This is a genomic window from Clostridium cibarium, assembly GCF_014836335.1.
GTDB classification, from domain to species: Bacteria; Bacillota; Clostridia; order Clostridiales; family Clostridiaceae; genus Clostridium; species Clostridium cibarium.
The window spans coordinates 1-25,936 of record NZ_JACSRA010000019.1; the positions used below are offsets into that span (position 1 = coordinate 1).

A 25,936-nucleotide genomic window follows, 5' to 3' on the forward strand; every position below is an offset into this window, starting at 1 on the left:
ATTGTTAGCTACTTTTTCTACTTCTTCAAATTCAGGTTCATATCCCTTTACAATAGAACCTTTATCATTGTATAAATGAATTGCATAGAATGAATATTCAGTTTTATCAATTACATTCGAATTATTATATTTGGTCCATTTAGTAAATTCAATATATTTTTTACTCATATTTTCTCCATCTACTTCATTTTTTCTTTATCCTATTTATAACACGTCTTTGTAGGTCTGTTACTTCACTATGTTTTGGATTTTTTATCTTTGCTGTTTTCAGCTGTAGAGTGAGTATTTGCCCTTCTGTTCCTCCTAATTCTAATCCATGTGGATGATGTCCTCCACTTTCTGCATATATCATTTTGTTATTAGAAAACTATTGAAGGCTTGAAGACTATTTATCTTCTTATTAATGCTATCATGCTCATAATTGTTATCACCCAAATAGTTTAGATGGTAATGTAGAATCTTTTCATTTCTCCGCTGAAATCTACCACCTTTTCTTCAAGGATCGCTACAAAAGCAGAAATGTCTACAACATAACTTTCTATTGTTTTTACACTCTTTCTATTTTCCTCTAGGTATATCTTGAATCTTTGTACCAGTTCATTTATCATACTTATCTGCTCCTTTTATTGTTTTAGGCATAAAAAAGGCTAACGCCTTTTTAATCAGCATTAGCCTTCATTATTACTATAATATATTTTTTTTTGATTTCCACTTTTGTTTCAGCTTACTGCATTATCATTATTATGCTATTAGTTTTTGATCATTAAGTTAATATATTCACTATTCATTTGATGGAATTCCTTATTAAACCTAGCTTCTTACATAATAATAATGTAGTAAATATAATCAATTTTTTACAACAACATTATTGAAGTTCTTAATGTATTGAGAAATATATTATATTTTAATAACATAACTATTGTATCTACTAATAACTTTGACATATGGCAATATATTTTGAACAATGAATGCACTCAAAAACAAATACCACAGTGTTTCTACCAATATCATCCCAAAAATAATCAACATTATCAATTTTACTCCTACTAAAATCATCTAAAATAGATATGATATACTGCTTTCCATTCCCGTCTGGAGCATGTTTAGTTATTTCTTCCTTTCCCCATTCGCCTAAATATCTACCAAATTCCCCACAGCATACCGGCCAATCATTATATTGAATCCAAGGCACCGGAGGATTTTTACTTAATTCGTCTATTAAACTTTCAGCCCTTTCTTCAGCTTGGTTTTCATTTTGTACATACCCAGTTTCTTTTAAGTGACCCATGAGCCTCTTTTTAATGAAACTAGGGATATTTACAGTTACTTTACCTTTTGATAAGCAATCAAGGCAAACCGAAACTACATTATCACCGCAGTCAAAATACTCCCCCTCAAGACAATTTTCATCTGCTCCGCAAGATTGGCATTTTACATCTGTAATTTCCGCATTTTTTATTGGGTTGCAGAAATACTTAAATTCTATAATATTCATTTATATCGCCCTCCATTTTACTTATTCCACCTACCATTATCCCATTCATTTTCCCAGTATTGACGTTTATCTTTTCTAAATTGTTTTCTATCAATTTTTGATGGTTCATTGTAGTCCGGATGATTTTTTTGATAATTTTCTCCATATCTATGGTCAGACGGATGCATCTCATCAAAAGGTCCCTTTGGGTTCTGCTCACTATGGTGTATCTCAATCGGACGTCCATCCTTATTACTAATAGGCGCATTTTCTCGCCTTTTAGGTGAAGTTACTTCTTCGTTTGGAACTCTATTTCTTATATTATTTATTATTGGATTATCAGAAGCTTCAACCGCCCATCCACTAGTCATCATAATCAATGGAACAAGGTCTCTACCACCATAAAAATCATCATCAATTATTCCATTTGGAATAGGAGATTTTGGCGGAATTAATAATACTTCTAATCCATCTAATATATCTTGCGGATTATCTGGAACACCTGTTATTATATCACTATCTTCTGAACTTGAATTTGGATAAAGTATCTCTGTATAATCATCCATAGTTTTTGGTGGACTGATTGGTACAGTTGTAATATTATCTCCTAATTCTGATTCAGTTGGTACAATATCTATATGCGTTGGAGCACTACCTGCAATATCGAAATTTAATATATTTACATTTATAGTTTTCGTTTGCACCCTACCCTTTTTATTTAGTTTTCGTCATGATTATATAATTGACATCTATATGTTGTACTTACATCGTACTTTTACGAAGCGATTTCTGCATTTTCTATTGCTGAGTAATTTAAGAAAACAAAACAGTAAATATCTACTGTTTTTTCTATACTGCATCTTTATAAGAGCCTAGAAATATATTAAAAGTTATTTTATTTCCTTCAGATGCTTATACTTCAGTAACTGCTAGAATGTAGTAAGTATTTGAACATTCTCTATTGATTCTAAATATCCTAACTCCCTGTACTTTTGGCCTGAAATTAGATTTTGTCCTTGTTAATACTCTATTTTTTTGATATTTCAATACTTGGTTCCCACTCAGATATTACTTCTATTACATAATTTATTGTGATTATAACAAAATGTGATAAACCTAAATAATCATATATTTCATTACTAGTTTTCTTGATGAAGTTACCAAATTCACCATCCTTAATTTTATAAATAGTATTAGAAAAATTGCTCTTTTTATATTTTGTAATTTCATTCTCATCAAATATTCCTGCTAATACTATTCCTTCATCAAACATCCTGAATGCTGATACTATTCCAAAATTAATATTTGCAATGTATTCATTACATTCTAATTTTATAAACAAACCTGATTCCTCACCATTTTTTACTAATGCTTGATATTCTCCAACTGGTATTGTATTTTTATAAACTTCTTCCCACTGTTCCATTTCTACCTCCAAATTATAATTAATATCTGACTTTATATACTTTCCTATTAGATACTTTTATTTCTAAAGTTGAACCACCTGTTGAACTTCCTGGTCTGGCTACAACACTTGTCCCATCACTTAGTTTACCAACCTTGCCTGGTCCATATTGCGTTTGTATATCTTTTACATTCGTAGGATTGAGACTTTCAAAATCATTTAAAGTTTGATCAAATCCACCTATCTTTTCAAAATTTCTTGCAACACCTTTTCCATTTGTCGTTTCAGATGCATCACTAATTATATCTTCAATAGATTTAGCTTCACCCGCCCCCTTGGGGCAGAGTCTATCTTATTATTTTTAGTGGCAGAGTTGAGTGTTTTCAACCCTTACCACCATTTTAAAACTACTTCTAATCACTTATCATTTTTAGTGTTATGTAGTTACTTTTCCAACCTTAATTTTCCTTAATCTGTTAACCTTATTTTATCATGCTACTTCTTTTATTTCTACATTAGGCATTATATATTCAGTTTTATTCTTCATCATACCGTATATGATGTTGTTAAGCCTTCTCATTACACACACTAATGCTTGTATCTTAGTTTTACCTTCTGAAACCTTTCTCTTATAGTACTCTAGGAAAACTGGATTTCTAGAAGTTCCTTTCTTAGATACTTGAATCTGTTGTACTGCTAGGAAGTAGAATACTCCATAGAGTTCCCTGTTACCTTGCTTACTCTTTTTATCTTTCCCTTTACCTGCTGAACTGAAATTTACTGGTGCTATTCCAAAAAATTTAGCTAGCTTATCAGCATTACGGAATCTTTTAATGTCTCCTATGTGAGCAACTAGTGCTATTGCAGTTACAGTATCTATGCCTGGAATTGTTTCTAGCTTTAAGTCTAGAAGCTTTAGTAGCTTTTTCATTTCAGTTTCTACCTTCTTGATTTCTTCACTCTTGAATGCAATGTCTCTTACAATGCTCTGAATTATGAAATCCCTCGACTCTTGGTATTCCCTTATTGTATCTCCATCACTTTCTACAAGGTCTAAGATTTCTTTAGCCTTTCTTGTAGAACAACTGTTATGACTAGGTTTTCTTAAAAACTCTGCTAATTCTTCATCTGTTACACTTTTTAGGTGTTTCGGTGATGGGTACTTTTCATAAAATGCTAATGCAGTTTTACTATTTACATCAGAAAAAAATTTCTTGTAGCTTGGGTAGTTATAATTTAAGTTCTCATGAAGTTGATTGGTTAAATTAGTTATTGATTTTACAATTGAATTTCTTCTATTAACCATCATCTTTATAGTCCAGTATAAATCTTGTGGATTAGCATCTGGTAAAGTGTCTAGCTTTCTTAAAAGTACTGATGCAATGCACCTAGCATCCCAATCATCACTCTTTTGAGTAGTAGGGTAACTCATTCTTTCCATGTATGAAAGTGCTGAATTAACTTCTTTTACTATCATTCCTCTTTCTATTAGAAAAACTGCTAGACTTCTACCGTAGCCATGAACATCTTCAAGACCATAAACTGGTGTTAAATTACCTGCAATCTTATTTACCTTATTCATTAGTCTTGTGAAATCAGAAGGCTTATTCTCAATGGTTATTGAGCCTAATTTCTCCTCCCAACAATCTATTATAACAGCGGTATGGGTATCCTTGTGTAAGTCTAATCCAACATACATATGATTTTGCTTCTTGTGCATATCTACTCATTACTATTCATTATTCATGCAGGAACGCAGGCAACCTCAGTTTAAAGCATTCAATTAATCCTCTAGGAGAATTATTGTGCATGGGGGCGAAAGCCAATCCGTTCTTGTTCTGCTAGAAGTAATGACCTTGTAGCTTTCAATGAAATCACTATTGAATGTCTTACTTGGGTTACCCACTCCCGCATTAGTTACTATTTCTTTTAGGTTTAGTATATATGCTATTGAAAAATATTTCTCATACTTCAACCTTGATTTTACCTATGTTTATAATGTCCCTAGACTTCCTTATCTTGTCCTAGTTGTACAATTTCCAGTTTAGGACTTCCTAGGCTAAAAAGTTTCTATTTTAACACTTTTTAATGATTCTATTTCTCACATCCTCTATTTTCTCTCTATTCCTCTTTCAATCTCCTTTTCTCTTTTTTATTTTCTCTGAAGGTTATTTTTCAATTTCCAGTTACCATGTTACAACTGAAAATATCGTCACTATTAACATGACGACATTACGATTACAACGATATTTACCTTTTATTATTGGGTTCTTTTAGGACGCTTATGGGGCGTAGTCTATTTTCTAAAACTGTTTATTTTACTGACTTAGGGCGTATGGGCGTATTGCCTACTAAATTTTCTTTTATTTTTTAGTATTTATTAAATTAATTATTAGTGAGCTTTTATTAGTTTAATGTGCCCATCTTACCAACACCTTAATTTATCTAGGTTTTATGTGACTTAAATGTGATGTGACCGACATCTGCCCTATTACGCCCTATTTAAATCTATTAGGTAGCTTATTCCACAATATTGCTGATGCTACTCCACTAGCTTTAGCAACTTCTCCAACTGCTCCAACTGATGACATTCCACTTAAAATTAATAGTATTATTCTTGCAATTAACATGACTATTTCCATCTTTTCTCTACCTCCTATATTTTATATACACTTAAAAACTTTTCATTTTCTGTGCCTAGTTTACCGATTTTATGGTATAGAGTTATCCCGAAGGAATCTCCTAGAATAAATGTTGTTTTCATTATTTCAACCTCACCTATTAGAAGTATTTCCGTAAACTCTGGTATAGATGTTATTTTCTTTGATTGCTTGTCTGCTATGTTGTATTTATCTAAAACTTCTATTGAATCATCATCCTCAAGTATTACAATGTCTCCAACTTCTTTTAGGTTGTACATTCTCCAGTATTTATCTACAACACTTTCAGCTATTTCTTGAAAATGTTGTAGTATTTCTTTCTTCAACTCCAATGGAGTTATCTCAGCTTTCTCTATGTCTTCTAAAGTGTTTATTATTATCATTTCTTTACTCCTTTCTACAGTAGATTTACTGCCTTTAGTTTTTCTTCTATGCTACTGTTAATGTAAAATGTTGCAGTAGTATCTACACTACTATGACCTGCTAGTTTACTTACTGTTGAAATTGGAACTCCTCTATTTATTAACCTTGTACAGAAAGTATGTCTAAAAGTATGAGTTTTTAATTTATTTACCATCCCTATCTCATCCGTTAACCTTTCAAGCATTGTATTTATAGCATCTCTTCTTAATGCTCCTCTTTACCCTATTATTAGATATTCTGAATCCTTTAAGCTGTAATCTCTATCTTTAATGTATTCCTTTATTACATCAGCTAAATCGAATTTAAGTGGTACTTCTCTAAACTTACCTCCCTTACCGTAGATTTTTATGGAGTAGTTTAGGAAATCAATGTCTTTAATCTTAATGCTACATAGTTCACTGACTCTAACACCTGTATAAAGTAATAACATTACAATCACATTATTTCTTTTACTTACCTTGTCCTCATTCTGAATGTAGAAAAGTATTCTCTCAACTTCCTTATCACTGTAAACTTCTACTTGTTTCTCTGAACCATAGGCTATCTTTACTCTATCCTTAGAATTTTCTACAACTATTTCCTTCATTGCTCCAGTTGCTACAAGGTATCTATTCAATGCATGAATGCTATTAATCTTTTTATTGATTGTTGCTACCTCATAGTTACTCTCTACTAGAAAGTTCTTATAGCTTACTACGTAGAATCGTTGAAACATACCATTGAATTCAACTCCTTTAGACTCTAGAAATTCTTTAAAAGCTTTAATATCTCCAACATAGCTTTCTATCGTTTTAGCACTCTTACCATCCTCAATTAAACTTATCTTGAAATCTTCAATTAATTGACACATTGTTATTACTCCCCTCAACTTCTTTAAATCAGGACCACCCGTAAAACGGGTGGTTTGCTCTGCGCCTGTAAGGCTTTGTTACTGGCTGTGCTACTCGCACGTTGAACGTTTTGCCAACCGCATACCTTTACAAACTTGCACCTAAAAGGTGCTTTATTTTTTGTTTCCGTTTACCGGCTCACCAGTAAACGGGTCAATATATTCCTTTAAACTCAATTGTTCATATGCTATATCGTCTTGTATTTGATTCTTTATATATTCTTCTATAACCTTTTTGTTCCTTCCCGCAGTATCAACATAGTATCCCTTACACCAGAATTGCCTATTACCATACTTATACTTTAAATTTGCATGTCTATCAAAAATCATCAATGAACTTTTTCCTTTCAAGTATCCCATAAACTGTGCCACACTTAATTTTGGTGGTATACTAACCAACATATGTATATGATCTTTGCATGCATTCGCTTCGATTATTTCTACTTTTTTATACTCACACAATTCTCTTAAAACTCTTCCAATATCCGCTTTTATCTTTCCATATATTATTTGTCTCCTATACTTTGGCGCGAAAACTATGTGATATTTACAATTCCATTTACTATGTGCTAAACTACTATTGTCCATTACGGACACACCTCCTTGTTTTATAGTATTGGTCGGCAAACCTACTATAATTTTACAATGGAGGTTTTTTATTTTCTACTCACCGCTGAAAGCTCTTTAGAACCACCCGCGTAGCAGGTGGTATTCAAAATACAACAAAAAAGAGTTAATGCTTCCTTAATTAGAAACATTAACTCTTTTATCACATTTATAATATATATTTATCATCTATTTTAAATTCAGTTGATTTAGCCTTTATTTACAGCTTTTCAATCTGAATACTACTGTTATTCACATTCTCCTAAATCTCTGTTTTCTGATGCTTTATCGTTGCTTTTTACCATAGTTCTCTTGATTGATGTATTGTATTTTCATTTATATATCTCATTGAATGATTGCTTATTTAATTATATTTCCTTTATTGATTATTACTCTACTTCTTCATTGATTAGATTTTCTTTTACTGATACATTTATTACTTCTTCTTAATCTATTACATTTATTATCTTTCTTCATTAATTATCTTTTACCTATTAATTACTTAGTTCTTCTTTATTCTGATTAGCTCTAATTTATCATTTCTTCAATTTCTTTTATTCTATTTATTTTAATTGAAATAGATTTTTATTTATCTATTTCAATTCTTTTAAGTCCTTATTCCCCCCTACCCCCCGTTACAATTTCCTAGCCCCGAGTTCCAAGTCTCTAGTTATTCTACTCAGCTATCTTATTATTATGTTCTATTCTATCAATTCTTTTTATTTTTTAGTGCTTTTCTACTACATATATTATGTTCACAATTCCATTAACTTTTAAGTGGAATTATTGAACCTAGTTTTTCCTAGCTTATCAAGTTACACATATCTTCTATTCTTGATTTACTGGTTTCTGAAGTCCCTAGACTTAATTAGCTAGGAAGTCCTTTATCAGATGCTTATGTCTGTAGAACTGCTAAAAAAATAATGAACTAGCCTACTCAACTTTCAGCTAGTTCATTTCATCTTCTCACTACATTATTAATATTATGCATCCATTTTCATATCAATTTTTATTGAATTTAATAGATTTTTTAATACATCATTTTATGCAGTATCACTCTTCTCGATTATGCATATAGTTTCTATCATAAATTTATATTATATACTTTTATTGAACTGCACTGTATTTTTACCCATTCATTTGAAATATCCTTGTTCATTCCATCTAAGTCAATTAAAACTACACTACCATTCATGTTTAGTGATGCAAGATTATCCTCATGATTATAATCTAGCTTTGCAACTATATTAATATGGTTCTCATCCTGCTTTATTGATGTAGTACTCTCAGTTGCTAATGCTATATTGTTATTCCAAATTAATTCATCATCAATATCTATTTCTATACTATATTCAACATTTTTTTCTGGCTTACTACCATCCCACTCAACAGTAATTCTTTCATTATCTATTTCCAATATAACCTTATATCCACTTATTGATTTCTCTAGTATATCTATTATTTTAACATTCATTTCTTGTTACTCCTTTTTTATTTATGAGGAACTCTAACAACTGTATTATCAACATTCATTACATTATTTATTGGGTCATGCGTCCATGTTTCCTCATGATAATGAAATTTACTAGGTTTTGAGTTCATTTCATGTGACCCGAATCTTATGCTTCTCTTTCCATCAGCTGAAAATATTCTGTCTGCATCTGGTAATCCTGTCCTAGGGTGAATATTATTATATTCACCTGCACCTAAGAACTCATCCCATTTATTCACAGCATCTTGAACCTTTACAGGTTTATTAGCATATACCTCTTTATGATAACCTTGTCCTGGAATACTTTTAGGTTCAGCCGCCCCCTCAATTAAATTTAAAATAAATCAAATTTAAAGAGGTAGCCATCTACTACCTCTATTATATCAATTTACCTCTGTATTTTGTACTTGAGGTAACTGATATTCAATTTTATATTTCATCATTTTATATATAAATTTTACTAGTAACCTCATTAATGATACTAGGGCTTGTGTTTTTTCCTTTTTTTCATCATCTACTTTTTTCAGATAGTAATTATAAAATGCTTGATTACGAGGTAATCGACTACCTTTTGATATTTGTATTTGTTGCAATGCCAACATATAAAACACCCCATTAAGTTTTCTATTACCTTGCTTATTCTTTTGTTCCCTGCCTTTACCTGCACTACTAAACTTAATAGGGGCTATTCCTGCATAACATGCTAACTTTTCTTCATTTTTAAATCTACTAATATCCCCAATTTCTGCAACCAAGTTTGATGCAGTTACAACATCTATACCACTCATGGTTTCTAATTTTAAATCTAACTTCTTTAATAACTCACGAAGTTTCTTATTTATTTTTAGAATTTCTTCTTTTAGAAATCTAATTTCTCTTACTATACTTTCAATAGTAAAATCTCTATACTCTTGATATTCTCGTGTAGTATCACCATCTGCCTCAATTAATCCTAGAATTTCCTTTGCTTTACGAGTTGAACAAGCATTATGACTATTATCTCTTAAAAATTGAGCAAAATCTTCTAAGTACACATATTTTATTACTTATGGCGAAGGATATTTCTCCCAAAATGCAAGAGCAGTCTTTCCATCTATTTCTGAAAAGAACTTTTTATATGATGGATAATGATGACTTAACTTATCATGTAATTGATTTTTTAATATTGCTTGAGATTTTACTAAGGTATTTCTTCTATTGGTCAACTGCTTAAAAGTCCAGTAAATATCCAAAGGTTTTGCATCTGGTAATTCTTCAAAATCTCTATGCAATACTCTCGTTATACATTCAGCATCCCACCTATCATTCTTTTTCACTGTTGCCTTGCTTTTTCTTTCTGCTGAAGATAAAGCAGGATTAACCTCTTTAACTATATAGCCCTTTTCTACTAAAAAAACAGCCAAAGAACGTCCATATCCTTTCGTATCTTCAAGCCCAAATATGGCAGTCTTTCCTTTTGGAACAAATTTGCCTACTTTATCTATAAATTCTGGATAAGCAGAAGGTCTTCTTTCAAAACTAATTACTTCTACTTTCTTTTGTGTATAGTCTACCAATACTGCTACATGCTGCTCTTTGTGTAAGTCGACACCTATAAATACGTGCTTTGAATTATCATTAAAATCCATAAAATCATCTCCTATCTTGAATTTACCGTCCAAGAATGTCGTGCAACCTCAATTCGAGCATGTATCTACGAGAGACCTGCAAGGGGACGACAGCCTGTCCATTCTCGAACGGCAATTAACTAAAATTTAAATATAAAGGCATTATATAAACCTTTATTGCCATTTCAAGAAATGAAACAGATTTTTTTAAATATTTTACTTTTTATTTTAGATATATTTCCGTAATTTCTATTCGAAAATGACCTAACTCCCTCGATACTTTTATCCTTGCGTTTCTATCGTTGAAACCAATATCCACTAACTCTTGATATCTTCTTTGAGCATAAGCATGTCTTAGCCCATGGAAACTCATGTTAGTTTCAACAGTTATAACAAACTTTTCTTGATGCCTTATAATAAAATTTTGAAGATTATTTATTACATGATGAGTTTTTTCGTTCGCTTTCACAAAAACCTTCTCTCCCACTGGAGTTTCATTGTATAACTTTTTAATTAAATCCACATCATGTAGTGGTATAGTTCTAATAAGTCCACCTTTTCCTTTTACAGTTAATTCTTTCTTTGCCAAGGCATTAGATAAATCATTTTTATTAAGCCTTGTCACTTCATGAATTCGTAAACCATATGCCCACCCCACCCTAACCATATCAGCATATTTATTTTGACCGACACTTTCGCCAAATTCAATAAATCGCTGAACTTCCTCCACCCTCCATGCCTTATTTGCTCCAATTCTATCTTCCTTTGTTCTTATATTGACATTTAATTCCTTATTTGATGGAAGTTTATTGCTTTCCCCTCCCATAATATCTATAAAATACCTTATTGCAGATAAATTCGTTGTTACATAAGATTTTGAATAACCCCATTCCTGCATTTGCTCAACATACTCAAGCAAATGCTTGGCTTTAATCTTATTTAAGTTTTGTTTTTTAAATTCCTCTGCTAAAAACTTTGCAAAATGTTTGACCCCATCCATATAACGCTGTCTTGTTTTTATACTGCATTGTCTTGTATGACTAAATACCCTCTCTATCTGATTACATAAATTCCTATAAATATTTTCTGTCTTTTCATCCATATTCCAGTTCCATTTATTATCCATAAAATCCCTCCTTTCAAAGTATACATATACTAAATAACAATTCTTCTAGTTGTCAAATTTATTTTCAGAAATGATATAAAACTACCATTTCAGTATTTTTTCAGTAAAAAATATATGTTTATATCTTCTAGGCCAAGTAAAATCAAGGTTTCTAGATAAAATAAGCCCCCCGTCTCAATTACTTATAATTGAGACGGGGGGGGCTGTATGTACTCTCTCCATTACCTCCCTACCATTATATAATCACATTTGAAAATATAAAGGTTAAAGGCTAAAGCCTTCCTACGGAAACCTTGATATTTTCAAACTATGATTATGTTTAGCAATTAGGAGGAAATGAAGAATTATGCAATTCGTTTAGCACTATTGCTACATACTTATAAAATAAGTGTAGTTAATACTACAGTAGCGAAGATGTCATAGCCTTTACCAGCCGACATAAAGTCTGACATCTCATTACTCTCTGAATTAGTAATCAAATACCTTTTCTTGTCCATAAATTCCTTTTTATTTGTGTCTATACGCCAGAGAGAAATCATATTTATAGATCGTCTAATCAAAGTACCTACAATTAAATTAATAAATACCTATTATCACTGAAATTCCTACTCATTATTAGTAAATTCCTGTACAATCATAATTCTATAAAATAATTACTGCTAATTTCAAGTTTAAAAAAAGCGATTATCTCAAAAGATAATCGCCTAATCAAACACATTTTTATTTACTCAATTTCTAATACTAAGTTATCTGTCCATACCTCGAAATTCTTTGACGACATTAAATATAATCCTTCCATTATTTTTTTATCTTTTACTTTTATAACCTCATTTGTAGATAATCCTTCTTCTGCAAAATTAGTTAATATAACTCTCAAATTACTGACTTTTGAACATTTAATTACGCTTTTCAAAACATTAGCAAAATCAATAATAGGTTTAGGAGTTTCTCCATCTTCTTGCCATTCATCAAAGTATCCTAAAAATTCATCCCATTTTAATTCATACACGTTGCTTCTAAAATACTCTTTAAAATACTCTTTTTTAACATTTCTTATTTTATCAAATGGAATTACTGTAAACCCAATGCTTACAAAAGAATCTATAACATCATTAATATTTTCTTCTGCATCATATGTTATGAATTGAGTACAATCAAAGTTTTCTTTCATACGTTTTATTCCTTCCTATGGTCTATACTTATTATTAAATAAATAATCATACAATTGTTTTACATCTAGTTCAGTTGGTGATGTTACCCCACCATTTGAAGTTAATCGCCCTGTATTGCCATAGATGTTTCCGTTAGGTGCAACATTTCTTGTTGGTTGATGTACATGTGGACTGAGTCCTGCATGTTCGTCTACTCCAATTCTTTTAAACTGCCCACCTATCCCCTTGGAATTATTATTAAATCCTGGAGACTTAGTGTATAATCCTACTTCTGCATCTGCTGAAACATTATTTTTAATAAATCCTTCTAAAGTTCTTTCACCAGGTTGTGGCTTATATCCTTTATTAATTATCCAATCAGCATTACCCGTCCCCTCAATAGTCATCATAATCAATGGAACAAGGTCTCTACCACCATAAAAATCATCATCAATTATTCCATTTGGAATAGGAGATTTTGGCGGAATTAATAATACTTCTAATCCATCTAATATATCTTGCGGATTATCTGGAACACCTGTTATTATATCACTATCTTCTGAACTTGAATTTGGATAAAGTATCTCTGTATAATCATCCATAGTTTTTGGTGGACTGATTGGTACAGTTGTAATATTATCTCCTAATTCTGATTCAGTTGGTACAATATCTACATGCGTTGGAGCACTACCTGCAATATCGAAATTTGATATATTTACATCTATCTTTTTTTCCTTAAATATCCCATCAAATGCTATACTTATCTCATGAAGTGCCTCAATCATATCATCAAGCGCTTTGTTCATCTCATTAAGTGCCTGAATCATACCATCAAGTGCTTTATTTATCTGATTAACTCCCCTAATTGATTGATTAATTCCTTGATTAATTCCATCTAGTGCATCTGACATACCTGAAACAGTGTTACTTATACCATACGTTGTAGTACTTAAATTACTTATGCTGCTACCACTATAAGTACTTCCACTATAAGTACTTATAGTGGAAGAACTAAATCTCCAATCTAAGTCTAAATTTAATTCAAACGGACTACTAGCACTTCCACTATAACTGCGTCCATTATTAATAGTTGTAATTGTATCAACTGTTGAATAGAGCGCCCATACTCCTAATAAAACTCCTCCAACAACCATAGCCGGAGTTCCTATAGTAGCTTCTCCAGCTCCTAATAAAAATCCTCCTACTGCTCCCGTAAAATTATGTCCGCTAGGATCAACATTTAGCACGGGTTCGTTACCGCAATAAGTATATCTATTTAATCTTGAAGTATCATAGTCTTCACCTGCATAACTATCCTCACTTATAAATCTACCTACTTTAGGATTATAATATCTTGCTCTTAAATAATATAATCCAGTACTATTATCATTAAACTCTCCTGAATATCTTATTGGATTATAGGATTTTTCTTCAGTTAATGTTGAATTTCCAAAAACATCGTAATCATACTTATTTTCAACATTTCCACTTTCATCTATTGTTTGAACAACATCTCCATGTCCATTATACATGTAATAATTTGATTTATTATTACCATCTATTTTACAAATATAATTATCTCCCATTACATATCTATTTGTTAACTGACCTTTTTCGTTACTTTCTTGTATTACGTTTTGTCCATCATACAAATAATTAGTTACTTGAGATAAATTATTATTCTTTGAATCTATAGTTGTTTTTTTAGTCCTTAAATCATCACCATTATAGTTAAATTCTGTTGTAACCTTATTGGTTCCTTGAGTTATATCAACCTTTTTTAATCTGTTAAATCCATCAAATTGATTTATAGTAGTACTATTATTCTTATTTACAGTAGTAACTTTAGCTGCACTATTTGAAGTATTGGCACTAGTTGCTGTCTGTTCTAAATATGAAACATCTTCTTTTATCTGATTACCATTATTATCGTAAGTATAAATATTATTTTTCTGGAAAAGCTTATTGTTCTTATCATCATTCATTTGTTCAACAACATTCGATAACTTATTATTTTTATCATAAGTATACTTACTTTCCTTATTTCTATATTTCATTTCTTTTCCACTATTGTCAAAATATCCACTAGAATGATCTGCTATGTTATTTTCCACTTCAGATACTCTATTATTTACCCCATCATAACTATATGTTTTGATATTTTTAGGGGAAGTTACTTTTGTAATTGCACCATTCTTATTATATTCATAGTTAGTTGTTCCTAAAGAATCTTTCTTACTCCTTTGTAGTCCATTATCATAATAAGTATAATCATATTTTGATATTGAAATACCGCCAGATGTTTTATTTAGTATACTACTTAACCTATTGTCTTTATCATATGTAATTGTTTCAGTACTTCCACCAGGATATACAATAGATTTCTTATTACCGCTATTATCATAGTTATACGTAACTGTCTTTCCTGCATAATTCACAGTATTAAGCCTACTAGCTTTATCATAAGTATAAGTTGTTTTAAATGCTTTAGAGTCTGTCATAGAATTTTTATTACCTATTTCATCATAGGTATATGTTAATTGAAGATTTCCATCCTTCTTAACATTTAATAATTGACTATTAGCATCATACTCATATGCGGTAACTCCTGTTGAATCCTTCATTTCTTTTCTGTTACCAAGTTCATCATAACTGTAGCTTATGCTATCACCAGTTTTAGGTACAGATTTTGAAACTAATTCATTCTTGTTATCATAACCATATTTTACATCATTTCCATTCTTATCAGTTTCTTTTGTTAAATTTTCATTTAAATCATACCTATAACTAACAACTTTCCCTTCAGGATCTTTTATATTATTAATTAAACCACTTAATCCATAACTATAGAAAGTTTCTCTATTCAATCCATCTTTCATATAAATCTTATTGCTATTTTTATCATAAGAATAGCTTGTACTATTTCCCATAGCATCAATAACTTTAATAAGATTACCCAAGTTATCATAATTATAATTTGTTTCATTTCCTAGTGCATCTATTTTTTTAATTATTTCTCCATAACTATCATACACATATCTAAAGGAATCTTTGCTTCCATTAACTTTAGCTTGAAGTTCTGGATTAATTTCTTCAACTAAATTGTTTGCTAAGTTATATTTTAATGTAACTCCATACCTAGCATCATCACTATTACCTGAAACATATCCGTTTCCATCAATAACTTTTACTTTATTACCATTAGCATCATATACATTTTTAACAACAACTTGATTTATCGGATTAATTACAGCAACTAATCTATTAAGTTTATCATATTGAAAAGTTGTTGAATTACCTTTTGCATTTGTAAAAGTAGTATTATTACCATTTAAATCATACTTATAAACACTCTTTTTACTTAAATTATCAATAACATTCTCTACCTGATTCATAGAATTATAAGTATATGAAGTAGTGTTTCCTTTTTCATCTTTACTCTTAATTTGATTTCCAACTTCATCATACGAAAATTCATTACTAACATCTTTGCCATTATATTTATACTGTACTTTTTCTAATTGTCCTAGTTCATTATATACAAATGATGTAGAATAATTATCCCTGTTTTCTTTATTGGAATCATTATATCCATATGCCTTCGGAGAAATTTCTTTAATTTTATTTCCTTGTATATCATATTCAAATCCAGTTATCATCTGGATTTTCCCAGCATATTCTTTATCTCTTAAATTAACTATATTCTCCATAGACGCAGCATTTTCTACATCTGCTTCATCTACCAATTTAATAGACTTCTTCATTCTATTATTATTATCATATTCAAATTTTGAAATACTACTTTTATTTGTATCTAAAAGTTTTTCAGTTTTTATTAAATTGTTGTTTAAATCATAATAATTCTTTTCGCTTCCTCCTGAATTATTTTTCTTTGTATCTAGAAGATTATTTTTATAATAGCTATAATTTATAATTCTATGATTATTAGGATTATCACTTCCTGATATATCCTTAGTTATTAAATTTCCTAGTACATCATAACTATAATTTTCAGTAGCATATCTAATAGCTTTGTTACTATCTAAGTCAATAGGGTGTTTTACATTAATTAGTCTATTATCTTCATCATATTGATTATAAGTGACATTACCTCTTTTGTCTTTTGCAGAAATTACATTAGCATTTTTATCATAATTATATTCTATAGTATTACCATATGAATCAATCTCTTTCTTTACTTTTCCTAAAGGATTATATTCATACTTTGTTATATTTCCCATTAGATCTTGAACTTGAATCTTTTCCTCTAACTTATTATAGGTATAATTTACAGAACCTCCATTTGGATACTTAACACTTGCTAAAGTACCATCACTATTATAACTATAGGTAGTAGTATTTCCTTTTGCATCTTTTTCAGTTTCTATATCTCCGAGGGATGTATACGTATAAAAAGCACTATTTCCTTTTGCATCTGTGACTTTAGTTTTTTTATTTCTAAAATCATATTCATATGAAGTTCCTACTGAAGTATCTATATTACCATTATAATTTTTACCATCTACATCTTTTATTACATTTCCATTACCATCATATTTAAACTTTTTAACGACCTTATTATCTGAATCATAAACAGTATCTTTCCTATTCATACTGTCATAGGTAGTAGAATTACCAATCATATTGTTTACTGACTGAGGCTTGTCCTTATTTACATCATAATATTTTGGTAATATCTCTTTAAGTAAATTACCTACATTATCATAAACATATCTAGTTACCTTAACATTACTGTCTGTAGATGGTTCTTTTTTTCTTATCATTCTACCTAATACATCATAATCATAATAAGAGGTAACATTATTAGCATTAGTTTCTGAAACTTTTTTACCACCAGCATCATAATTATATTGTGTTTTGTTTCCTACAGGATCATATTCTGTTGTAATCCTATTTAAGTTATCATAATAATAAGATTTTGCACTATTATTACCATCTGTTTCATTAATTTTATTTCCTACATAATCATAGACATTTAAATTAATAAAGTTCTCAGGCTTATTAGGAGCAATTTCAGTCATAATCAATTTGTTTTTCTTATCATAACTCAATATTCTCGTATTATTTTCTTCATCATTGACTATAGTTTGGTAAACAGGACTTAAACATTCAAATATTCCATTACCTTTTACTCCAAAATCACTATTATTAAGTACGGTATTAAATAAATTATTATCAGTAGTACTTTCCTTAAATTGAACATTTCTATACAATATATATCCTTTAGTAGCTGGTTTAGCTGTTGTTGATGGATATAATAACACTCTAGCTACAGAATCTGCTGCAGCTGCTTCCACCTCAAAATGCTGCCATTTTCCTTTTTTGGTGTTATCATATTTAAAACTACATGGGAATCCTTTTTCTCCATCTGCTATAAAGGTATTGCCCGTAGTCTGAACATCAGCATCTTTTGATATAAAGGCATCGAAACTATATTTATACTTTTTACCCTTTGCAACTGGAATATCAGCTCCATGAAATGTATATATGGCGTTTTGTCCAAAATCATATTTATAAATGCTATTTTTATTTTGAACACCTACATTATAATCTAAATTCATAGATTTTTTCTCTGTTGTATCCCCCTCAAAAAATGCTTTCTTTATTAATTTATCAGCACTATTATAGGTATATTGTATGCTGTCACCATTAATATTAGTTTCTTTTATTTTGTTATTATGAGCATCATAGGTATATTCTTTCGTAACCTCATCATTTTCCATATTCTGAACTAAATTTCCAACTGAATCATATATATAACTAACTAAGTTACCATTTTGATCCTTTACATCAACATCCCTATTTGATGAATAATAATCATTATAGGTATATTCTTTTGTAGTATTATCTGAATACGTAATTTTTGTAGGTCTATTAAACTTATCATACTCATATGAAGTCCTATTATTATTAGCATCAGTTTCAGATATTTTATTTGACGTATTAATATCGTATGAATATTTTTGAGCTATTTCTTTTCCATCTACAATAGTATAGGATTTAGTCAAATATGCTCCTTTAGTATCATTCTTATTTTCATCTACTCCATATTCATAATTTTCAATATAACTATTGCCTGAATTATCAGCATTGTGAATATTCTTATATATAATATTCCCATATTTATCATAATTGAAATCTGTAGTTTTTACACTTCCATTATTATATTCCCTAGTTTGCTTAATGCTTCCATTAGTAGATATATCGTTTTCTAACTTCGCTGTATTGCCAAAATTAGTTTTCCAAATTTTTGACTTTAATACATTAAAATTGTTTGTATCATATGTGTAATAGGTGGTATGTTCATTATCAGTTAGATTACCATTTGCATCTCTATTTCCATTTACATCTGTATAGCTTGTTAAATTACCCAAATCATCATATGTAAAGTTCTCTACACTTACAACTGGATTGCTACTAACTTTTCCATTTTCCACTTTATAAGTTTGTTTTATGTTTTTAGATGGAAATTTATTTGTTCCATATTCGTACTGCGTAGTTTCTTTAGTATCTTTTCCTACCTTTTCCGTACTTATTAATTGATTTCTTCCCGAATATGTGAACTTTGTCTTAACACCTAAACTATCTACTTTTTCAGTAAAATACCTATATGTATTGTTTAAATAATTTGCATCACTTCCATTATATCCTGCAACTCCATATCCACTTGCATCATTGGTGTAAGTATACTTAACAACATTTTTTGTATCAAAAATAAATTTATCTAGAAAGTTACTTTTACTGTCATCATACCCTGTTTTAGATAATTCTTTTACTGCTGTAACCTTTCTATGTTCCATACTTCCTTTATCAGTTAACTTTTTAACATACGTTCCATATTCATACCTTACCAACCTATTACTTTTATTATCATCCACTTGTACTAGATTTTCATAAGTATTTTCGGCTGAATATTTATTACCATTTTCAAAGGTAAATCCTGCATTTACTTTTTCAAACCAAAAATGATATCTTAAATCTCCATCCACTCCATAAACACGTTGAACTCTTTCTCTTAAACTATGAGATGAATAGTTAGACATCAACACAGAGTTTTTATCATAAATAATCTTTTTTTCATCAGGCAAATTAATAATTACTTGAAATTTTCCTTGTAACTCTCCTGAATCACTTGATACATAATAATTCTGATCTTCATTATATTGAATATTGACAACACGCCCTATTGTATCAGTAATTTTACTTATTAACCTTCTTGTTCTTGTATAATCGTCTGTAACATATGTATCTGTACAATATTCAAATTTGATTGTGTTATCATATCTATCTTTTATAGAAAGTATTCTTCCATCTTCTGAAAAATATGTTTTCTTTCCATTCTTATCTATAGATACATACTTGGATGTTCCATCACTTTGTCCATTACTATATGTTTTATCTTCTTTGATAACTAAATCCTTCGCATCATGTCCCTCTATAGAATAATTACCTTTATTATTAATTATTCTATATATATCTCCATTTTCAGCATGCAAGTACATATAGCTACTTCCATCACTATTGCTTTTAATCTCAATTGTAGGAAAAGAAAACCTCTGTCCAATTCCTAAATTATATCTATTTTCGTAAAATGATGATGTTTTTTCATCTGAACTAACATAATCAACCCAAACTCCATTTTCATATCTTGATTTCATTTCATGTAAGTTTGATGTATCACTATTATATATTCTTTTTATTTCAAGATTTAATCCATTTCTTCCTGGTAAAACAAAATCAGTTTGAATAAGTTTTAATCTACCAGTCTTAGGATCTACATTCTCGCTAGTATTATTTGATTTCAAATCAACTACTGAACTATTTGAATCCGTTTTCCCACCATTATTAGGATTTGAAAATGTAGCTGATGCAGTTCCCGTCGAATATTGAGTCTGTGGCCCAACAAGGTTATTAAGATGCTCTTCTACAGTTTCTGCCTTAACCATCTTATTGGGAATTAGAAGAATTAATATTGATGTTAACATTAATCCCTTCCATATGCGTTTCATAATTACTCCCCCTAATTCTCGTATTTACTTGCATATATTTTTGAATAAATTTTTTCTTCTTTGTTTACTCCTACTAACTCCTTAATTAAATCTTCACTTTCTATATTTGCTTTTCTTGCAATTGATAAAGCTTTAATTACTTGCTCTTCTGTTATAGATTTATTAGAAGAATATTTTACTATATCGGCACTTGTTATAGCAGTTGAGTATAGTGATTCTTCTAAATTTAATATTCCAAGACTTAACTTTATTTTTCTCCAATTTCCATCTTTTTTTCTTTCATCAATTAAGTCCTCAAATTTACCAAGTCCTTTTTGTGAAATTCTATCTGCAATCATTATGTCATCAGTCTTTAAATTACTGTTTTTTAATATTTCGTCAATAAGGCCATCCTGAAAATTTGATGGAACAAACTCCTTGTTTTTTTTATTATACTTTTCAAATACACCTTCCCAACTAACACTACCATCCTTATCTTTTAGCAAATTTAGAATATCTTCAACTTGTCCATATTTTTCATAAATAAAGTTATAGCATGTAAATACATCTGAAGGATTATATCCTTTTTTTAAAGCTTCATTAACTTTTTCTTGAAATTCTTCTGGAACATCTAATTCAACAATTAATTTTTTGTAATTTTCAATATTTCTATCTGCATCTTTTTCATCATTTTTCCTAATAACATCAGTTATCTCATCCTCTAAATTTACCTCTGTAGTATCAACTTCCTTAGGAGTGTATTTTGACTCTTCTAAGTTTCCAACACCTGCATTATTATATGCGTCTTTTTTATTTCTAATAGTATAAATAGTAATAATAACCCCTACTATTAAGAGTAAACTTATTACTCCGTAAATTACTCTTTTATCTTTCTTCATAAGTATTACCTACCTTCAACATTTAAACTTCTACTGTTAATATCATCTATTTCTCTCATAGCATCTTCTGTTGGATGTTGTACCTTTGAATCATTAGTATTATTAAACTTTTCGTTCTTAGACTTGTTATTATTCATATCATTACTTAATCCATTATTCATACTTTTATCTTCTACATTCTTATCACTGTTTTTAGTATTATTAGTTTCCTGCTGTACTTTTTCTAAATAAACCTGTTCTATTTTCGATGAAGTTATTATTTCACCATTTTTTATTTTATTTATATTTTCATCTTTTTCTTTTTTATAATCATCTTCATTTGTTAAATATTTTTCCAAATCAATATTTAATTGTATAGACAAAAGATATTCATCCAGAACAATTTCGTAGCCTCCAAATTTATCCTTTAATTTTAATAATAAACATACCGCTTTATTCTCCTCTATTTTATTTTGTAATAGAACATACTCATCATATAAAGCTAAGTTATCTTTACTTCTTTCCATAATTATTTGTTTTAATTCATTAATTAAATTTTCTACTATTGATTTTGTTTCTTTTATATCATCAACTTTAAATTGTCCTGAATATATATCCTTTGAATACTTATCAACATCTAACTTTTTACTAAAATTATTTCTATTATTATCTTCTGAAACTTGCGAAGCCTTCGGAATATTTTCTTTAGCTTGAGACTTTCTTAAATTCACTATTTGAAATATACATGTTGTTATAACAATTGCCATCATAACAACAATTGAAATAACTTTCATAAAAAACTTACTTTTATTAAATTTCATCTTACTCCCCACCACCCCAATATTTAACTTTATTGTTTAAGCCAACCAAAAATAAATTAGAAAGTTTATTATATATGTAAGTTTTAAACTTTCGCATCTTTATTAAATTTAGCCATTTGGCCTTACAAAACTAAATTTCTAAATCTATTTATTAATATCTTATACAAATTAACAACTTACTTCGCTATTTTTCCACTTGACATTCCATTTAATAAATAATCAAAATAATATAATTTATTATTTTCACCATACTTATTCCTCAAATCTTGATATTTATCCTTGTAAGTTTTAAGAATAAAGTTCTCACTTCCATTTCTTCCTTCCTTCATACCATTATCTAAAAAGTGATTCATAATTGAATAAAAATCTGTTCCAAAAGCTTTTACTACATCCGGATTATTTTTACAATAATATCCCATATTAAAGATAGGCGAAAGATTTCTATTTTCTTTATATCCGTAAGTTTTAAAATGATTATATGCTGCTTCATAATTAGTTGAACCAAAAGCAGCTACCAAATCCGCATTATTTTGCAAATAATATTTAACATCAAAAACTGCTGAAGCACATCTTCCTTCTTTAATACCATAAGTTATAAAGTGATTATATAATTGTCCTTCATCATAGCCAAATGCATTCTTTAAATCTGAATATTTCTCAGCATAAAAAGCTGCATCAAAAAATTGATCTCCACAGTTACTTCTTTTATTGAAAGTGAATTCTCTACTAATATTTTTAAAGACAATCTTCATTTTGTGAGATCCATTTGTTAATTTCGCCAACACAGAATTGTCTATTTTTATTTCAAATCCACTTACTCCCGAATATTTATAATCTGGATATTTCGCCTTTATATCATTTCTTGTTATTCCTAATGTAATCATATAATCTGGGTTACCAAATATTGCCCAAGCACTAACTAGATTACCATCAATATAAATCATGTTATTATCTTGGAACAAATCATCAGTATTTTTTATCTGATCAGGTGAATATGGACTTAGTACATATCCAGAAACAACAAACTTTCCAGAACCCTCATTTGATTTACTTGTTGATTCAACAACAATATCATTAGACTTGTTATTAATATTTATTTCAATTTCTTTTTCAACGTTTTTTAGTTTAATTTTTAGCTTATGTTTTCCGTTAGAAAACTTTCCAGTGTCAATTGTAAAAGAAAAACCACATTTATCTGCATACTTATAATCTGGATATTTCTTTTTAACATCATTCCTTGGAAACTGCACTTGTAACGCCATATTCCCCATAAACTCATTTTGCCCCTTACCATCAATTAAAACATTGCAGTCGCCTTCCCATGATGGCATAAATTCGCTTGGATCATAACTACTTATTATATAACCTGTTCCTGTTATAATTCCTTCTACTGCTTGATTACTATTAATTCCTTCAATCACTATCTCTGGTGTTATATTTTTAACATTAATAGTAAACTCTTTTTCTGAATTCAAAATTTTTATTTTTATTTTATGTTGTCCATCTTTTAAAGCCATAGTATCAATTTTAAAAGAAAACCCACATCTATCTGAATATTTATAATTTGGAGACCTCTGCTTAACATCATCTCTCTTTAGTTGTGTTGTTATTTTATTGTTGTAAGTCAATTCGCCATCAATATACACGCCACAATTAGAACTGAATAATAACTTATTGTTCTCTATTAAACTTGGATCGTAACTACTTATTATATAGCCTGTTCCTTTAATAATTCCTCCTTGTATTTTGGTAGTATCTATTCCTTCTATCACCATATCTGCTACATCATTTTGTACATTTATAGAAAACTCTTTTTCTAACCCTATAAACTTAAATTTTATTTTATGATGACCATTTGATAGATGTAAAGTATTGAGAGTAAAAGAAAAACCACATTTATCTGAATACTTATAATCTGAGTATTTTTGTTTAATATCATCTCTTTTTATTTGCATTATTAAATTACCATAATCAACCGACTGATCATCTACATACATTTTACAATTATAATCATATGAATTTTCATCGTTAAATGTACTTGGATCATAACTACTTAAAACGTAGCCTGTTCCTTTAATAAGTCCTGATTGAATTTGACTTGTATTTATCCCTTCAACTATTATATCCTTATACTTATTTTGTACATTTATGGTAAACTCTTTTTCTAAGCTACAAAACCTTAACTTTACTGTATGTTTACCATCAGATAGTTTTGTAGTGTCAATCTTAAAAGAAAAACCACATTTATCTGCATAAATATAAGTTGGGTTCTTTTTCTTTACATCATCTCTGTATATCCCTACTGCTAATTTATTATCAAAAGTTTCTGATTGTGCTTTACCATCTACATAAACGTCAGCATTTTCGCCAAAAAAGTCTGAACCTCCAATTGAAAAATCGCTTGGATTATAACTACTTAAAATATATCCACTTCCATTAATAATTCCTTGTTGCATTTGACTATAATCAGAATTATCAAGTATTACCTGTCTTTGAATATTATTAACATTAATTTTAAATTCCTTACTTGTCTCATGGAACATCAATTTTAGCGTATGCTGCCCATTAGCTATATTATACGTATCAAATTCAAATGAAAAACCTGAATTTCTAACATTACTATAATTAGAATATTTTAATTCTAAATCACTTCGTTCTGTACCAACAAGAAAATCTTGAATTTGTCCAGTTTTATCCAGACCATCAATAAAAATTTTAGCATTTACTAAAGTTCTATCATTGCTTAAAAAACAACCTTTTACTTCCATATTACCACTTATCTCTTTTGAAAAATCTTGATTTTCAACAAAAATCAAAGTCTCCGGATGTGATTGTTCTGGCTTAGGTTCTGGGGTTGGATTGGATTCTAATTCAGTTTTTTCTTGCAAATAATTACTCTTTGAAACCACTTTTCCAGAACTATTTTTTGCTACTATACGGAACTTATAAGACTGATTAGGCGCTAAATACTTCACTGTATATTTTGTTTCTCCGTTAACTTTCCCATCTAACCTATTACTATCCCTATAAATCTCATATGTAATAGATTCTGATTCATTACTAACCTTGTCCCATTCTAAAGTTATGCTATTGCTGTTTTTGACTGAACACCAAACTTTAATCAATCCACTAGTAACTCCTTTATTGCTTGTATTGCCTCCCGATTGATTGGCAATATTTTTTTGCTGCGAAACACTGTTTGCAGTAGTTTCAGCGTATGCTTTTGTATCATTATTATCGAAAGGACTTAATAGTCCTAACACATTTACACATACAGCACAAATTGTAAATAATGATACTTTCTTTAAAAATTTCTTCATATAATTCATCCCCCTTGTAAGTAGTTTTAATATTAAAAAATTTATTTTTTTAATATTAATTATCTTTACAATTAT

General features: G+C 29.4%; 19 protein-coding genes and 1 pseudogene. All 20 read right to left on the bottom strand.

Annotated features, from left to right (window positions below; translation table 11 throughout):
- Window positions 1–184: 184 nt before the first annotated feature.
- The 20 genes and pseudogenes from H9661_RS12025 to H9661_RS12115 all read right to left on the bottom strand — a co-directional run bounded on the left by H9661_RS12025 (window position 185) and on the right by H9661_RS12115 (window position 25,861).
- A complete protein-coding gene (locus H9661_RS12025; protein WP_191769022.1) occupies window positions 185–352 on the bottom strand; it encodes a hypothetical protein in 168 nt (55 codons plus the stop codon).
- Between the two features lie 88 nt (window positions 353–440).
- Entirely contained in the window at window positions 441–608 is a 168-nt protein-coding gene (locus H9661_RS12030) for a site-specific integrase (RefSeq protein WP_191769024.1), read from the bottom strand.
- Window positions 609–928: 320 nt separating this feature from the next.
- On the bottom strand, window positions 929–1,495 hold the full coding sequence (locus tag H9661_RS12035; RefSeq protein WP_191769026.1) for a CbrC family protein: 567 nt from the start codon (window positions 1,493–1,495) through the stop codon (window positions 929–931).
- Window positions 1,496–1,512: 17 nt separating this feature from the next.
- Window positions 1,513–2,178: an HNH/ENDO VII family nuclease gene (locus H9661_RS20030; RefSeq protein WP_191769028.1), complete on the bottom strand. Its 666-nt coding sequence runs from the start codon at window positions 2,176–2,178 to the stop codon at window positions 1,513–1,515.
- A gap of 323 nt (window positions 2,179–2,501) precedes the next feature.
- Window positions 2,502–2,900 (bottom strand): hypothetical protein, encoded by a 399-nt coding sequence (locus tag H9661_RS12045; RefSeq protein WP_191769029.1) that lies wholly within the window; start codon window positions 2,898–2,900, stop codon window positions 2,502–2,504.
- 469 nt (window positions 2,901–3,369) lie between these two features.
- A complete protein-coding gene (locus tag H9661_RS12050) occupies window positions 3,370–4,599 on the bottom strand; it encodes an IS110 family RNA-guided transposase (protein WP_191769049.1) in 1,230 nt (409 codons plus the stop codon).
- Between the two features lie 778 nt (window positions 4,600–5,377).
- The gene (locus tag H9661_RS12055; RefSeq protein WP_191769051.1) at window positions 5,378–5,521 is read right to left on the bottom strand and encodes a hypothetical protein; all 144 of its coding nucleotides are present in this window, start codon (window positions 5,519–5,521) and stop codon (window positions 5,378–5,380) included.
- 14 nt (window positions 5,522–5,535) lie between these two features.
- Window positions 5,536–5,922: a hypothetical protein gene (locus H9661_RS12060; RefSeq protein WP_191769053.1), complete on the bottom strand. Its 387-nt coding sequence runs from the start codon at window positions 5,920–5,922 to the stop codon at window positions 5,536–5,538.
- A gap of 14 nt (window positions 5,923–5,936) precedes the next feature.
- Window positions 5,937–6,812 (bottom strand): annotated as a pseudogene (locus H9661_RS12065) (tyrosine-type recombinase/integrase).
- Window positions 6,813–6,965: 153 nt separating this feature from the next.
- On the bottom strand, window positions 6,966–7,439 hold the full coding sequence (gene tnpA, locus H9661_RS12070; RefSeq protein ID WP_191769055.1) for an IS200/IS605 family transposase: 474 nt from the start codon (window positions 7,437–7,439) through the stop codon (window positions 6,966–6,968).
- A gap of 1,102 nt (window positions 7,440–8,541) precedes the next feature.
- Window positions 8,542–8,931, bottom strand: a complete 390-nt coding sequence (locus H9661_RS12075; protein ID WP_191769057.1) for a hypothetical protein — start codon at window positions 8,929–8,931, stop codon at window positions 8,542–8,544.
- Between the two features lie 17 nt (window positions 8,932–8,948).
- On the bottom strand, window positions 8,949–9,188 hold the full coding sequence (locus H9661_RS12080; RefSeq protein WP_191769059.1) for a hypothetical protein: 240 nt from the start codon (window positions 9,186–9,188) through the stop codon (window positions 8,949–8,951).
- 144 nt (window positions 9,189–9,332) lie between these two features.
- Window positions 9,333–9,983 carry a transposase gene (locus tag H9661_RS20035; protein ID WP_341480425.1) on the bottom strand — a complete coding sequence of 217 codons (651 nt, stop codon included), beginning with the start codon at window positions 9,981–9,983 and terminating at the stop codon, window positions 9,333–9,335.
- Between the two features lie 12 nt (window positions 9,984–9,995).
- Window positions 9,996–10,577, bottom strand: a complete 582-nt coding sequence (locus H9661_RS20040; RefSeq protein ID WP_243240419.1) for an IS110 family transposase — start codon at window positions 10,575–10,577, stop codon at window positions 9,996–9,998.
- Window positions 10,578–10,779: 202 nt separating this feature from the next.
- The gene (locus tag H9661_RS12090; RefSeq protein ID WP_191769061.1) at window positions 10,780–11,682 is read right to left on the bottom strand and encodes a tyrosine-type recombinase/integrase; all 903 of its coding nucleotides are present in this window, start codon (window positions 11,680–11,682) and stop codon (window positions 10,780–10,782) included.
- Between the two features lie 724 nt (window positions 11,683–12,406).
- Window positions 12,407–12,853, bottom strand: coding sequence for a hypothetical protein (locus tag H9661_RS12095; RefSeq protein WP_191769063.1), 447 nt, complete (start codon window positions 12,851–12,853; stop codon window positions 12,407–12,409).
- Between the two features lie 15 nt (window positions 12,854–12,868).
- On the bottom strand, window positions 12,869–20,863 hold the full coding sequence (locus tag H9661_RS12100; RefSeq protein ID WP_191769065.1) for an RHS repeat-associated core domain-containing protein: 7,995 nt from the start codon (window positions 20,861–20,863) through the stop codon (window positions 12,869–12,871).
- Window positions 20,864–20,874: 11 nt separating this feature from the next.
- Window positions 20,875–21,741 carry a hypothetical protein gene (locus H9661_RS12105; protein WP_191769067.1) on the bottom strand — a complete coding sequence of 289 codons (867 nt, stop codon included), beginning with the start codon at window positions 21,739–21,741 and terminating at the stop codon, window positions 20,875–20,877.
- A 5-nt stretch (window positions 21,742–21,746) separates the two neighbouring features.
- Window positions 21,747–22,541 carry a hypothetical protein gene (locus tag H9661_RS12110; protein ID WP_191769069.1) on the bottom strand — a complete coding sequence of 265 codons (795 nt, stop codon included), beginning with the start codon at window positions 22,539–22,541 and terminating at the stop codon, window positions 21,747–21,749.
- Between the two features lie 176 nt (window positions 22,542–22,717).
- Entirely contained in the window at window positions 22,718–25,861 is a 3,144-nt protein-coding gene (locus H9661_RS12115) for a fibronectin type III domain-containing protein (protein WP_191769071.1), read from the bottom strand.
- Window positions 25,862–25,936 lie beyond the last annotated feature (75 nt).